Annotated in this window: 13 protein-coding genes; 7 read left to right on the top strand and 6 right to left on the bottom strand. The window is 64.4% G+C overall.

Features of this window, described 5'->3' with window-relative positions; genetic code table 11:
• Positions 1-250: 250 nt before the first annotated feature.
• The 3 genes from ACN0S5_RS21875 to ACN0S5_RS21885 all read right to left on the bottom strand — a co-directional run bounded on the left by ACN0S5_RS21875 (position 251) and on the right by ACN0S5_RS21885 (position 3,513).
• Positions 251-1,681, bottom strand: coding sequence for a TRAP transporter large permease (locus ACN0S5_RS21875; protein ID WP_417211263.1), 1,431 nt, complete (start codon positions 1,679-1,681; stop codon positions 251-253).
• A 4-nt stretch (positions 1,682-1,685) separates the two neighbouring features.
• The gene (locus ACN0S5_RS21880; RefSeq protein WP_417211265.1) at positions 1,686-2,420 is read right to left on the bottom strand and encodes a TRAP transporter small permease; all 735 of its coding nucleotides are present in this window, start codon (positions 2,418-2,420) and stop codon (positions 1,686-1,688) included.
• Positions 2,421-2,505: 85 nt separating this feature from the next.
• A complete protein-coding gene (locus ACN0S5_RS21885) occupies positions 2,506-3,513 on the bottom strand; it encodes a DctP family TRAP transporter solute-binding subunit (protein ID WP_417211268.1) in 1,008 nt (335 codons plus the stop codon).
• 296 nt (positions 3,514-3,809) lie between these two features.
• On the opposite strand from ACN0S5_RS21885, the gene ACN0S5_RS21890 reads away from it, so the two are divergent.
• Positions 3,810-4,391: an HD domain-containing protein gene (locus tag ACN0S5_RS21890; protein ID WP_417211270.1), complete on the top strand. Its 582-nt coding sequence runs from the start codon at positions 3,810-3,812 to the stop codon at positions 4,389-4,391.
• Here the strand turns inward: ACN0S5_RS21890 and ACN0S5_RS21895 are convergent.
• Both ACN0S5_RS21895 and ACN0S5_RS21900 read right to left on the bottom strand, forming a co-directional pair.
• Entirely contained in the window at positions 4,379-5,608 is a 1,230-nt protein-coding gene (locus ACN0S5_RS21895) for a sigma-54-dependent transcriptional regulator (protein WP_417211272.1), read from the bottom strand. The two genes, ACN0S5_RS21890 and ACN0S5_RS21895, sit on opposite strands and share 13 nt — an antisense overlap.
• 58 nt (positions 5,609-5,666) lie before the next feature.
• The gene (locus ACN0S5_RS21900) at positions 5,667-7,409 is read right to left on the bottom strand and encodes a sensor histidine kinase (protein WP_417211275.1); all 1,743 of its coding nucleotides are present in this window, start codon (positions 7,407-7,409) and stop codon (positions 5,667-5,669) included.
• Between the two features lie 58 nt (positions 7,410-7,467).
• Between ACN0S5_RS21900 and ACN0S5_RS21905 the strand changes: the two genes are divergently transcribed.
• The gene (locus tag ACN0S5_RS21905) at positions 7,468-8,643 is read left to right on the top strand and encodes a cytochrome P450 (protein WP_417211276.1); all 1,176 of its coding nucleotides are present in this window, start codon (positions 7,468-7,470) and stop codon (positions 8,641-8,643) included.
• 125 nt (positions 8,644-8,768) lie between these two features.
• On the opposite strand, the gene ACN0S5_RS21910 is transcribed toward ACN0S5_RS21905, so the two are convergent.
• Positions 8,769-9,224, bottom strand: a complete 456-nt coding sequence (locus tag ACN0S5_RS21910; protein WP_417211277.1) for an Lrp/AsnC family transcriptional regulator — start codon at positions 9,222-9,224, stop codon at positions 8,769-8,771.
• A gap of 142 nt (positions 9,225-9,366) precedes the next feature.
• Between ACN0S5_RS21910 and cysG the strand changes: the two genes are divergently transcribed.
• From cysG to ACN0S5_RS21935, 5 genes are read left to right on the top strand one after another with little or no spacing between them, the layout of a single operon-like run.
• Positions 9,367-10,824 carry a siroheme synthase CysG gene (cysG, locus tag ACN0S5_RS21915; RefSeq protein WP_417211278.1) on the top strand — a complete coding sequence of 486 codons (1,458 nt, stop codon included), beginning with the start codon at positions 9,367-9,369 and terminating at the stop codon, positions 10,822-10,824.
• Positions 10,755-11,054 (top strand): DUF2849 domain-containing protein, encoded by a 300-nt coding sequence (locus tag ACN0S5_RS21920; protein WP_417211279.1) that lies wholly within the window; start codon positions 10,755-10,757, stop codon positions 11,052-11,054. Before cysG ends, ACN0S5_RS21920 begins: the two co-directional genes overlap by 70 nt.
• Before the next feature lie 46 nt (positions 11,055-11,100).
• A complete protein-coding gene (locus tag ACN0S5_RS21925) occupies positions 11,101-12,771 on the top strand; it encodes a nitrite/sulfite reductase (RefSeq protein ID WP_417211280.1) in 1,671 nt (556 codons plus the stop codon).
• Complete coding sequence (locus tag ACN0S5_RS21930; protein ID WP_417211282.1) at positions 12,761-13,519, top strand: phosphoadenylyl-sulfate reductase; 759 nt, start codon at positions 12,761-12,763, stop codon at positions 13,517-13,519. Before ACN0S5_RS21925 ends, ACN0S5_RS21930 begins: the two co-directional genes overlap by 11 nt.
• The gene (locus ACN0S5_RS21935) at positions 13,516-13,905 is read left to right on the top strand and encodes a DUF934 domain-containing protein (protein WP_417211283.1); all 390 of its coding nucleotides are present in this window, start codon (positions 13,516-13,518) and stop codon (positions 13,903-13,905) included. The genes ACN0S5_RS21930 and ACN0S5_RS21935 overlap by 4 nt, the downstream gene beginning before the upstream one ends.
• The last annotated feature ends 80 nt before the right edge of the window (positions 13,906-13,985 follow it).

Consider the following 13,985-nt stretch of genomic DNA (forward strand, 5'->3'; position numbering starts at 1 on the left):
GCGTGTACTACCCAACCATCGCCCCCTCGCTCCCCTCCCCCGTAGGGTGGGTTTCCGACCCACCTTCCCCACGCCCCATTCGACCCACCGGCACCACCCCAAAATCAACCCACCGCACGCGCCACCCAACGTCCCCGTCAAACCTTAACCCAAGGTAAAACCGTCTCTGTAACCCCTTGATCTTCCATACCCCAAAACCTGTCCACGCGTGGACACATGAAAAAAGCGCCGGTCTCCCGGCCCTTTTTCATCACTTCGATCGCGCCTCACAGAACGCCGCTTCAAGCTGGTTCGTCGGCGGCGCGCCCTCACAATTGACCTGCGGCCCCATCACCGCATCCGGCAGCACCGTCGAGATGATCGGAATATAGGTCACCATGATCAGGAAGACGAAAAGCACCGCCAGGAACGGCAGCGCCGCCCGCACCACCCGCATCATCGGCATGCCCGCCACGCCGGACGTCACGAAGAGGTTCAGACCCACCGGCGGCGTGATCATCCCGATCTCCATGTTCACCACCATGATGATGCCCAGATGGATCGGATCGATGCCCAGTTGCAGCGCAATCGGAAACACCAGCGGCGCCACGATCACCAGCAGGCCCGACGGCTCCATGAACTGGCCGCCGATCAGCAGGATCACGTTGACGATCACAAGGAACATGATCGGCCCAAAGCCCGCGTCCAGCATCGCCCCCGCAATCTGCTGCGGGATCTGCTCATCGGTCAGCACATGCTTGAGGATCAGCGCGTTGGCGATGATGAACATCAACGTCACCGTCAGCTTGCCCGCCTCGAACAGCGTGTCCTTGGTGTCCTTGTGGAAAAACGCAGTGATCAGCGCGATAGGCTTGCGCATCAAAGGCGTGTTCGGCCCGCCCTCCTTGTTCGCCAGCGGCCCCATGTCGCGATAGACAAAGGTGGCGATGATAAAGGCGTAGACAGCCGCCACCGCCGCCGCCTCTGTGGGCGTAAAGATACCACCATAGATGCCGCCAAGGATGATCACGATCAGCAACAGACCCCAGAGCGCGTCGCCGCCGGACTCGGCCACTTCGCCCCAGCCTTTCCATTCGCCTTTGGGCAGGCTGCGGACTCGGGCGATGACATAGATCGTGGTCATCAGCATGGTGCCCGCCATCAGACCCGGAATGACCCCGGCCATGAACATGCGCCCGACCGACACATCGGTGGCCGAGGCATAGACCACCATCACGATGGACGGCGGGATCAGGATGCCCAGTGTGCCCGCGTTTGCGATCACACCGGCGGCGAAGTCCTTGGAGTACCCCACCTGCCGCATCCCGGCGATCACGATGGAGCCGATGGCCACCACGGTCGCGGGCGACGATCCCGACAGCGCGGCGAACAACATGCAGGCAAAGACGCCCGCGATGGCCAGACCGCCCGGAAGATGCCCGACACAGGCGATGGAAAAGCGGATGATCCGCTGCGCCACGCCGCCCGTCGACATGAACGACGAGGCCAGCACAAAGAACGGGATCGCCAGCAGCGTGTAGTGCCCGGCCATGGCCTGAAAGAAGGTCTGCGCAATCGAGGCCAGCGAGGTGTCGCTGAGCACCAGCAGGAACACGATCGAGGAAAACCCGAGCGAGACGGCAATCGGCACGCCGATCAGCATCAGGCCGATCACCATGGCGAAGAGAATGACAACATCCATGGGATCAGTCCTTGTTCAGATGCGCGACGTCTTCGACCGCGTCTTCGGCTTCGTGGCTGACAATCAGGCTTTCGTCGTTGCCGCGCCAGATGCGCACGGTCGCCTGAACGAAGCGCAACAGCAGCAAAGCCGCGCCAAAGGGCAGAATGAAATACGGGATAAAGCGCGGGATCTTTTCATAGGCTTCGCCCTCGTTGATCCACGGCTCGATGAACCGCAGCCATTCCGGCATCCGAATGTCCACAACCTCGTACCAGCTGCGATAAGAGGTGCGCGTCATTTCCTCAAAGCCCGTGGGAAACCAGCGTCCGGTGGTCTGCGGCAGGTTGGCAAAGTTCGCCCAGTAGTCCCACGCGCCTTTCAGCAGCATGAACGCATAGGCGATGCAGACCGCTGCCGCGATCAGGGTCAGCGTTTTGCGGACCGGCGCCGACACGAGATTCAGGACCGCGTCCACGCCCAGATTGGCGGTTTTCTTGACCGCATAGCTGATCCCGAACAGGACCAGCCATGCAAACAGGAAAGACGTCGCCTCCAGTCCCCAGACCAGGCCTCCGGGCAGATCCACGCCCAAAGCGCCCTCGAGCCAGCGGCCGAACTGGCTGTTCACGCCATAGCGCAGGACCACGTTGATGAAGGTGATGATCGTCATCGCGCCCAGAAGGAGAGCAATCACCGTCTCCTCCAGTTCGTCGATGAAACGCCCGAACATCCCGTTCGGTGGATTATGAGCTGACATGGTCCCCCTCCTCGTCCCTCTTGCGGATACAAAAAACCCGGCCCCTATACGTTCACAGGGGCCGGGTCCTTGGCATCCTGGCCTGTTACATGCTGGCGTTGATGGCCTGTGCTGCGTCAATGTTGTCCTGGCCCACGTCCTTCACGAACTGTTCCCAGACCGGTTTCATGACGTCGACCCATGCCTGACGCTGTTCCGCGTTCAGTTCACGCACCACGCCACCGGCGGCGATGATCGCCTGCTTGGCTTCTTCGTTGACCTTGAAGGACTCAGAGTTGCGCGCCTCTGTCACCTCGGCAAGGATGGTCGACAGTTGGTCACGGATGTCCGCGTCCAGACCTTCCCACCAGTCCACATTGGTCACGACCAGATAGTCGATCACGCCGTGGTTGGTTTCGGTGATGCCGTCCTGAACCTCAAAGAACTTCTGGCCATAGATGTTCGACCAGGTGTTTTCCTGACCGTCCACAACGCCGGTTTGCAGCGCGCCATAGACTTCGGAAAAGGCCATCGGCTGCGGGCTTGCACCCAGTGCTTCCATGTTGGCCTTCAGCACGTCCGACGGCTGAACCCGGAATTTCAGGCCCTTGGCGTCGGCCGGTGTCAGCAGCGGCTTGTTGGCGGAAATCTGCGTCACGCCATTGTGCCAGAAAGCCAGACCCAGCAGCCCGCGACGGACCATCGATTCCTTCATCGCCTGACCGGTGTCCGAGTTCTGGAACGCGTCGACCGCGTCGATGTTCTTGAACATGAAGGGCAGGTCGAAGATGCGGAACTGTTTGGTGAACTGCTCGAACTTCGACAGCGACGGCGCGGCCATCTGGACGTCGCCCTGCAACATCGCCTCAAGCACCTGATCGTCGTTGTACAGGGTCGAGTTCGGGAACACTTCCATGCAGGCCTTGCCGTCCATCTCGGCATTGATGCGCTCCATCAGCAGGGTCGCGGCAATGCCTTTGGGGTGACGGTCGGTATTGGTGACATGGCTGAACTTGATGACAAGCTCACCCTCGTCGCAGGCAGCCTGTGCGGTGGTGGCTGCACCGGACATCAGTGCGGCGGCCGCCACGGCGGTCATCAGAAACTTTTTCATGGGTATCCTCCCAGATACGTTTTTTTGGCGTTTCGCGGCGCCCCTCCTCGGGCACCGAATGGGCACAACAAAGCCGCTTGGATCGAATCGGATCAAGGGCCTGTTGCAACCACTGTAGCAGCATCGGATATTTTCACCTAATTACAGCGTCTTAATGGGCGCTTTCCGGGCGCGCGCCTGCGGTGATCCAATGGCATCGTGCGGGACTCCGCACAGGTGTTTCCGCTCTCAGTGCGGAAATCCGCACAGTTTTTCGCCAACTGGCGAATCTCCCTGGTTCCACGCAGAGTGTGGCCATGCCCCATCCGACAGACCGATTCGACCAGATCATCGCCTTTCTTCAGCGCGCGCAAAGCCTCAAGGCAACGCTGCGCTCCGGGGCCACCTCTGCCGGTCGCCGCGAAAGCGTGGCGGATCATAGCTGGGGCCTGTGCCTGCTGGTCCTTCTGGTGGAACAGGAACTTGACGGCATCGACCTGCCGCGCCTGTTGAAACTGTGCATTCTGCATGACCTCGGTGAGGCGATCTCTGGTGACATCCCGGCAATCCATCAGGACCCGACGGTCAACAAGTCCGCGCTGGAGCGGGTGGATTTCCAAACCCTCTGCGCGCCGCTGCCCGATGACCTGCGCGGGCAATTCCTGACGCTTTGGGATGAGTATGAGGCCGCGGAGACGCCAGAGGCGCAGATGGCCAAGGGCCTCGACAAGCTGGAAACCATGATCCAGCACGTCACCGGCGCACAGGACAGCGGCTTTGACTATCTGTGGAACCTTGGCTACGGCACCGACCGGACCGACAAGGCCCCCCTTTTGCGCAGCCTGCGGGCCAAGGTCGACGCGATGACCCAAGTGGCCGGAAAGGCTCAGCCGCGATAGGTCTCCGGCTTCAGTCCGTATTTGGCCAGCTTGTCGTAAAAGGTCTTGCGCGGCAGTTTCAGCGCCTCCGCCGCCAGCCGCGCCTGCCCTTCGGCCTTGCGCAGCGCCTCGATCAGCAAAGAGCGTTCCACCTGCGCCAGACGCTCGGTCAGACCAAGGCTGTTTTCCGGCACAGAGACGTCACCCAGCCCCAGAACAAACCGCATCGCCGCGCTCATCAGCGCGCGCGCGTTGCCGGGCCAGTCCTGCGCCATCAATCCCGAAATCACCTCTTCGGTCACATCCGGCGGCATCAGGCCCGCCTGCTCGGCGGCCTGCGCAACGTAGTGGCGAAACAACACCGGAATATCCTCGGGGCGGTCGGCCAGCGCCGGTATGCGGACCTGACAGACCTCCAGCCGGTAGTAGAGGTCGCTCGACATCTGGCCACTTTCGGCGACGGCAGCAAGATCTTGGGAACTGCCGCCGATCAGAACCGCGCCGCCCTGTTCCAGCAGGTCGATCAACGCCAGTTGCGTGTCCTGAGACAGCGCCCCGATCCCGTCCAGAAACAGCGTGCCGCCGGCACAGCGCCGCCACAGCGCCTGCAACTCGCCCCGGTCCAGACCGGCGGCGGCGCGTTTCTCGAACGGGCCCTTGGCGCGGGGTGACGACAGGTGGATGACCTCCGCCACCTTGGAAATCCCCGACCCCGGCGGGCCGGTGACAAGCGCCTCTGTCCCGGCCCCCGCCGCCACGCGGACGCGGGTGCGCAGCCGTTCGGCCAGAGGCGAGACGCCAAAGATCAGCCGCGCCGCCGGATCGCCGGTTTCCAGTTCCCGTTTCAAACGGCGGTTTTCCAGCACCAGCGCGCGGTTTTTCAACGCGCGCGCCACAACGGCGGTGAAATCCGCCGGGCTACAGGGCTTTTCGAGGAAATCGAACGCCCCCAGCGACACCGCACGCACGGCCATTGGAATATCGCCCTCGCCGGTCAGCAGGATCACCGGCAGGTCCGGGTCCTGACTGCGCGCATAGTCCAGCAGGTGAAATCCGTCGCGCCCCGGCATCCGGATGTCCGAGACGATGATCCCGTCGAATGCGGGGCCGATATGGTCCTTAGCCTCGACAAAGGACCCGGCGGTCAGCGCGTCGAAATCCGCCAGTTCCAGCGTCTGCCCCAGCGCCTCGCGCACCGCCGCGTCATCATCCACCAACAGCACCCGCGTCACCGGCATGAAAGCCTCATGAAAAAAACAGGTCCCGGCGCAGGGCCGGGACGGGAGGCGCTGCCGTTCATGCCGCCATTTCCTCTTGCCAATAGTCCAGTTCCACCGAAAACAGCGCGCCCGTCTCGGTGTTGGTCCCGCGAATGCGCCCGCCAAAGCTTTCGATCAGACCGTAGGAGATCGACAGACCCAGCCCCATGCCCTCGCCCACCTGCTTGGTGGAATAGAACGGTTCGAACACCTTTTCGGGGTCGGCGATTCCCGGCCCGCTGTCCTGCACCCGCACCTCCAGCCGCTCGCCCAGCACCAGCGTGATCCAGATCGCCTTGGTCGTCTGCCCGGACATGGCGTCGGCGGCATTGTTGATCAGATTGACAAAAACCTGTCCCAAACGCACCTCGCCGCCGTTGACCCAGACCGGACCGGGCCCGTCAGACGGTCGCCACGTCAGCGCCACGCCATCGGCGTGCAGGCGCGCCTCTGTCAGTTCCACCGCCGAGGTCAGCACCGCCACCACGTCGACCTTGCCCATCGGTTCCGCCTCATTGCGCGCAAAGGCGCGCAGGTTCTTGATGATCCGCGCCGCCCGCGCCGCCAGACCGGCGATGCGGTCAAGATTGGCGCGCGCCTTTTCCGGGCGTCCCTTGTCCAGAAAGGCGGCGCCGTTTTCGGCAAACTGTCCGATCGCCATCAGCGGCTGGTTCAATTCATGACTGATCCCCGCCGACATCTGGCCCAAAGCGCTCAGCTTGCCCGCCTCGACCAGTTCCGCCTGCGCGCGGCGCAACGCGGCTTCGGCCTCTTCGCGTTCGGACACTTCGCGCCGCAACGCCGCGTTGGCCTGCTCCAGATCCTGCGTGCGCGCCCGGACCCGCCCCTCCAGCCGCGCATTGGCGATGCTGAGGGTGCGCCGCCGCTCTGTCGCCAGAAACAGCAGCGACCCGAAGAACAGGCACAGCACCGTCACGGCCATGGTCTGCAACCATGCCAGCCGCCGCGCCGGGGCGACATCCATCAAGGCCTCGCCGGTCAGGCCAATCACCGGCAGGCGCTGCGTCAGATGCAGCGCGCGACGCGGCACATAGGCGCTCAGCGCCACCTCCCAGATTTCGAACCCCGCCACGTGGCGCACCGTCAGCGGAGCCACATCGCCCGCGGGGCCGATCAGCGCCTCGGGCGCACGTTGCCAGAACAGCAGTTCGGACCGGTTGGTGACAAAGACCTGATCGAGGTCATCGGTAAAAAACACCGAGGGGCGCGACCCGCTCCACTCCCGTTCCAGCGACTCGATGTCCACCGCAAGCACCAGCACGCCTTCGACCTTGCCATCCGTCCCGAAATGCGGCGCGGCATAGATATAGGCGCGGCGGCCAAGGCGCGGACTGATGCCATGATCCGCCCCCAAAGCCCCGTTCACCGCGCGCAGGAACCACGGCTGGGCCATCAGATCGTCGGGTGTCTCGCCGTGGGCCGCGGCCAGCACGCGCCCCTCGCGGTCCGCATACATCGCGGTCAGCGCCCCGGTCTTGTCGGTGCTGCGCAGCAACAGCGCCTCGGCCTCCGAGCGGGGACCGTCGCGGTGCAGCGCGCTCAGCACCGGATGATCCACCAGCGTCACCGCAAGCGAGCGATACCGCTGCAACCCGGTCATCAGCCGATCCGCCGCCAAGGCAAGGTCTGACTGCCCGCGCGCATGTAGCTGACGCAGCGCCTCGGCGTGGCTGGTGGCCCAGACCACCCAGCCCAGCACCGCAACAGCGGTCAGGAACAACCCGACGATCAGAACCCGTGTTGACGCTCTATCCCTCATGGCGTCCAGTCATAGCGCCCCCTTGCCACGGCGGACAAGACGCGCCAAGCATCGCGCCATGATGGCATTCTCACAAAACCCGACCGCGCCGGACTTTGTCCAGAACCCCTATCCGTTCTACGAAACCCTGCGCGCGGGTGGCGATCTTGCCTTTTGGCGCGACTACGCCTTGCCCTGCGCGGTCTCTCACCGGGCGGTCAGCGCGTTGCTGCGCGACCGCCGGTTCGGGCGCGAAATCCCGCCCGAGTTGACCCCCGAAATCCCGCCCCATCTGGCCCCCTTCTACGCGGTCGAGGCGCATTCCATGCTGGAACTGGAGCCGCCGCGCCACACCCGGCTGCGCGGGCTGGTGCTGCGGGCCTTCACCTCGCGCCGGATCAAGGAACTGGCCCCAGAGATCGCGCAGTTGTCTCACGACCTGATCGACCGCTTCCCGGACGGGACCGTCGACCTGCTGCCCGCCTTTTGCGCGCCGCTGCCGGTGATTGTCATTTGCCGCCTGCTGGGCGTGCCAGAGGCCCACGCGAACCAATTGCTGGCCTGGTCCAACGCCATGGTCTCTATCTATCAGGCCCGCCGCGACCGGACCATCGAAGAGGCCGCGGCACAGGCAGCACAAGAGTTCTCTGCCTTTCTGGCCGACTACATCGAAACCCGCCGCACCGCCCCCGCCGACGACCTGATCACCCACCTCATCGCCGCCGAGGAAGCGGGTGAGAAACTCACGACAGAGGAACTGATTGCCACCTGCATCCTGCTGCTGAACGCGGGCCATGAGGCGACGGTTCACACCATGGGCAACGGCATCAAGGCGCTCTTGGAAACCGGCACGCAGATCACGGCCCGGACCGCCGAACCGGTGGTCGAAGAGATCCTGCGTTATGACCCGCCGCTGCACATGTTCACCCGACATGCCTATGAAGAAGTTGAGGTTTCCGGCCACAGGTTCCAGCGCGGCGATCAGGTGGCGCTGTTGCTGGCGGCGGCCAACCGCGACCCGGATGTCTGGCCCGATCCGGCGCGCTTTGACCCCATGCGCGCGCCTTCCGCCAACACCAGTTTCGGCGCGGGGCTGCATTTCTGCGTCGGTGCGCCGCTGGCGCGGCTGGAACTGCAAATCGCCCTGCCGATCCTGTTCGACCGCCTGCCCGATATGCGCCTCGACACGCCGCCGCAATTCGCCAATCTCTATCATTTCCACGGGCTGGAGCGGCTGGAGATCCGCTCAGCTTGACGCGGGCCATTACGCGCACCGGCCTCGTCCGGCACCCCCCGCGCCCCGGACCTGATCCGGGGCCTCCACCCCTTTCCTGACGCCACGGCCAGAGACCTCGGGTCAGGCGACCGCCTTTGCCCGCGTCACAGGGGCAGCGCGGTTGTCACCTTGATCTCTTCCATCGACAACAGCGCGGTGACGTTGTGCACCTTCACCTCGGAAATCAGCGCCTGATAAAACGCATCATAGGCGCGGGCGTTTTTCACCCGCACCTTCAGGATATAGTCGATGTCCCCCGCAAGCCGGTGCGCCTCCTGCACCTCTGGTCGTTCCCTCAGCGCCTTGAGGAACTTGGCCTGCCACTCCGCCTCATGCTCTGAGGTGCGGATCAGCACAAAGAAACAGGCCTCGAACCCCAGCTTTTCGGCGTCCAGAACCACGGTCTGCTGACCCAGCACGCCGCCCTCTCGCAGCTTGCGAATCCGGTTCCAGACCGGCGTCTTGGACGACCCCACTTTCTTGGCGATCTCGTCCAGAGACTGACCCGCATCGCGCTGCAATTCCGCAAGGATTTTCCGGTCGGTGGCGTCGATCTTCACGGCTGTTCTCTCCTGTGGCCAGACATGGGACACAACTCCCTCATGCGCCACAAACTAGAACAAACGTTCTTACTTCGCCAGCCCCATAGTCAAATCATGGGATAATTTCCTATATTGCTGGTCGTAAGCAAGGAGCCAACTCGTGCAGCACTTCCCGATCTTCCTGAACCTCGCCGGACGGCGGGTTGTGGTTTCCGGCGGTGGCGCGGCGGCGCTGGCCAAGCTGCGCCTGCTGCTCAAGACCGAGGCCGCGATCACCGTCTTCGCCACCAAACCGGACCGCCAGATCATCACATGGGCCGCCGAAGGCGCGCTGACGCTTGTGCCGCGCGCCTTTGCGGCGGGCGATGCGCTGGGCGCCGCGCTGTTCTACGCCGCCAATGAAGACGACGTCGAGGATGCGCGCGCCGCCGGGCTGGCCCGTGCCGAAGGCGCGCTGGTGAACATCGTCGACAATCTGGCCGACAGCCAGTTCATCACCCCCGCCATTGTCGACCGTGACCCGGTGACGGTTGCCATCGGCACCGAAGGGGCCGCGCCGGTTCTGGCCCGCGCGATCAAGGCCGACCTTGAGGAACGGCTGCCCGCCACGCTGGGCACGCTGGCGCGGATCGGCAAGTCCTTCCGCAAGATGGCAGAGGCGCTGCCCTTTGGCCGTGCGCGCCGTGATTTCTGGCAGGACTATTACTTCAACGCCGGTCCCCGTGCGATCACGCAAGGCGAAGAGGCCGTCGACCGGGCGCTCGACGATCTGCTGGCCCGTCACCTGACGCGCCCCGAACGGCCCGGCCATATCTCCTTTGTCGGGGCGGGCCCCGGCGATCCGGACCTGCTGACACTCAAGGCGCGCAAGGCGCTGGATGCCGCCGACGTGGTGATCCACGACCGGCTTGTGCCGCAGCCGATCCTTGAACTGGCCCGCCGCGAGGCGACCATGATCGACGTCGGCAAGACCGGCTTTGGCCCCTCCGCCAAACAGGAAGACATCAACGCGCTTGTCGTGCAACACGGGTTGGAGGGCGCGCAGGTCGTGCGCCTCAAGGGCGGCGATTGCACCGTCTTCGGCCGTCTGGACGAAGAGGTCGAGGCCGTGCTTGAGGCCGGTCTGTCCTATGACGTGGTGCCCGGCATCACCGCCGCCTCCGCCGCCGTCGCCAGCATCGGCCAGTCGCTGACCAAACGTGGCCGCAACGCCAGCGCGCGCATTCTCACCGGCCATGACATGCAGGGCTTTGCCGATCACGACTGGCGCAGCCTTGCCCGCCCCGGTGAGGTCGCTGCCATCTACATGGCCAAGCGCGCCGCGCATTTCCTGCAAGGCCGCCTGATGATGCATGGCGCCGCGCCCGACACGCCCGTTACCGTGGTCGAAAACGCCTCACGCCCCGATCAGCGGGTGCTGGGCACCACGCTCGACCGCCTGTCCACCGACCTTGGTGAGGCCGATTTCAACGGCCCTGCCCTCATGCTTTTCGGCCTCGCCCCCCGCGATGGCCTGCCCGTGACAACATTCGATCAGGAGGCATTCCCATGGCCCGCAACTTCACTCCCAAAGTCGTCACAGCAAACGCCCTCCTCGCTGGCGACGTCGTCTATCTGACCGACGATGATCGGTGGAGCCCTGACCTGCGCGAAGCGGAACTGCTCACCGATGAGGCCCACGCCCAGTTGCGTCTGGTCGAGGCCAGCGCCCGGCACGCCGAGGTGGTTGGCGTCTACCTCGCCGACATGACACCCGGTGCCGACGGCCCGGAGCCGACGCATTTCCGCGAGGCGTTCCGCCGCAAGGGCCCGTCCAACTATGCGCACGGCAAACAGGCCGAGCTCTGAACCCTTTTCCGACCCCACGCGCGCCCGCCGCGCCAAGGAGACGACCATGTACAGCTATTCCGACTTCGACGCCGCCTTTGTGGCAGAGCGCAACCGCCAGTTCCGGTCGCAGGTCGAACGCCGCGTCGACGGCTCCCTGACCGAGGATGAGTTCAAGCCGCTGCGCCTGATGAACGGCCTCTACCTGCAACTGCACGCCTATATGCTGCGCGTCGCCATTCCCTATGGCACGCTCAACAGCGGCCAGATGCGCCAGCTGGCCTATATCGCGGAACGCTGGGACAAGGGCTATGGCCACTTCACCACGCGCCAGAACATCCAGTACAACTGGCCCGATCTGCGCGATGTGCCCGACATGCTGGACGCGCTGGCCGAGGTGCAGATGCACGCCATCCAGACCAGCGGCAACACCATCCGCAATGTGACCGCCGACCACTTTGCCGGGGCCGCGGCGGATGAAATCGCCGATCCGCGCCCGGTCTCGGAACTGCTGCGTCAATGGTCGACCGACCACCCGGAATTCCAGTTCCTGCCGCGCAAGTTCAAGATCGCAGTCACAGGCAGCCCGAATGACCGCGCCGTGACCGCCGCGCATGACATCGGCATCCGCATCGTCGAAAAGGACGGTGAAATCGGCTATCAGGTGCTGGTCGGTGGTGGCCTTGGCCGCACTCCGATGATTGGCAAGGTGTTGGCGGACTTCGTGCCGCAGGCCGACCTGTTGCCCTTTGTCGAGGCGACCGTCTCGGTCTGGAACCTGCTGGGCCGCCGCGACAACAAGTACAAGGCGCGCATCAAGATCACCGTGCACGAGCACGGCATCGACGAAATCCGCCGTCTGGTCGAGGACCGCTTTGCCGAAACCAAAGCCGCCTTCAACGGTGCAGATCTGGCCCTTTATGATACCATAAAGGCCCAGTTTGCGGCCCCATCGTTCACAAAACGCCCTGTTTCGTCCTTTGAGCGTGCCTACAACAGTGACCCGGTCTTCCGCTCATGGGCCGATACCAACCTCGCCGAGCACCGCGCCGAGGGCCATGTGATCGTGCAGATCAGCCTCAAGGCGCACGGCGAGACACCGGGCGACGCCAGCGCCGACCAGATGCGTGTGATGGCCGACATCGCGCAGGACTTTGGCTATGACGAGCTGCGCATCAGCCATGAGCAGAACGTCATCCTGCCGCACGTCCACCGCGACGACCTGCCGGAAATCCACGCCCGGCTGAAGGCGCACGGCCTTGCCACCGCCAATATCGGCAAGATCAGCGATATCATCGCCTGCCCCGGCATGGACTATTGCGCGCTGGCAACCGCCCGCTCGATCCCGATCGCGCAGGAGATCGCCACCCGCTTTGACGACCTGAAGACAGAACACGACATCGGCGATCTCAAGATCAAGATCTCGGGCTGCATCAATGCCTGCGGCCACCACCATGTCGGCCATATCGGCATTCTGGGTCTCGACCGCGCGGGCGTCGAGAACTACCAGATCACGCTGGGCGGCGATCACACCGAAACCGCGGCCCTTGGCCAGCGCACCGGCCCCGGCTTTCCGGCGGAGGAGATCGTGCCCGCCATCGAACGCATCGTGGACGCCTACCTGACCCACCGCGAGGCCCCGGAAGAGACCTTTCTTCAGGCGTTCCGCCGCCTTGGCATGGACCCATTCAAGGAGGCGCTCTACGGTCCGCAGGAGCGTAAGGCCAATGCCGCGTGATCTGAACCAGAGCGAACTGCGCGACCGCGTCGCCGACCTGAACGCGCGTTATCGCCATCACAGCGCCACCTCGGTGCTGGAGGGGGCGTTGCGCGATCCGGACGCGGGCGACCTCGCGATGGTGTCGTCCTTCGGGGCGGAATCGGTGGCGCTGTTGCATCTTGTGGCGATGGTTGACCGCAAGACGCCGGTGCTGTTCATCGACACCCGCCTGCTGTTTGCGGAGACGCTGACCTACCAGCAGGAGGTGGCGGAACGGCTGCGGCTGGAGAACCTGCGCATCATCAAGGCCGACCGCGCCACGCTGGACAGCCGCGACCCCTACGGCGCGCTGCGCCTGTCGGACACCGATGCCTGCTGCGCGCTGCGCAAGACCGAACCGCTGAACGCAGCGCTGGACGGCTATGACGGCTGGATCACCGGGCGCAAACGCTATCAGTCCGGCACCCGCGCCGCGCTTGATTTCTTTGAGATCGAGGACGGCACCGACCGGATCAAGCTGAACCCGCTGGCCCATTGGACGCCCGAGGACGTGCGCGCCTACATGGAAGAAAACCGCCTGCCCAAACATCCGCTGGTGGCGCAGGGCTATCCGTCCATCGGGTGCCAACCCTGCACCTCCAAGGTGGCGCCGGGCGAAGACCCACGATCGGGCCGCTGGCGCGGGCAGGACAAGGAAGAATGCGGCATTCATTTCGTGAATGGCCGGGCCGTCAGAGGCGGCACCAAACAAGGAGAACAGGCATGAGCGTTATCGTGCGCGACACCGGCTTTCACGCCGAGGACTGGACCGAAGGTTTTGACACGCCCATCGCGCTGGACCTGCCGTCCGACACCGACCCGGCCACGCTGGAGTTCAACCAGACCACCCGGATGATCCGCATCGACTTTCCCAGCTTTGCGGACGGGCGCGGATTTACGCTGGCGCGGCTGTTGCGGCTGCGCGGCTACAAGGGCCAGTTGCGCGCACGCGGCCATGTGATCGCGGATCAATACGCCATGGCCCGCCGCGCCGGTTTTGATGAGGTCGAAATCGACGAGGCACTGGCCGAGCGTCAGCCGCAGGATCAGTGGATCTTTCGCGCCGATTGGCAGGCACATGATTATCAGGCCCGCGTGCGCGGCACCGCCTGACCACAGCACTGCGTGATGGCGTGGGCCGTGCCGCACCGGGCGCGGCCCGCTCGCGCCTCCGGTCCGCGCCTGCCCGCGTC

This window comes from Antarctobacter sp. (genome assembly GCF_048262615.1).
Lineage (GTDB): Bacteria > Pseudomonadota > Alphaproteobacteria > Rhodobacterales > Rhodobacteraceae > Antarctobacter.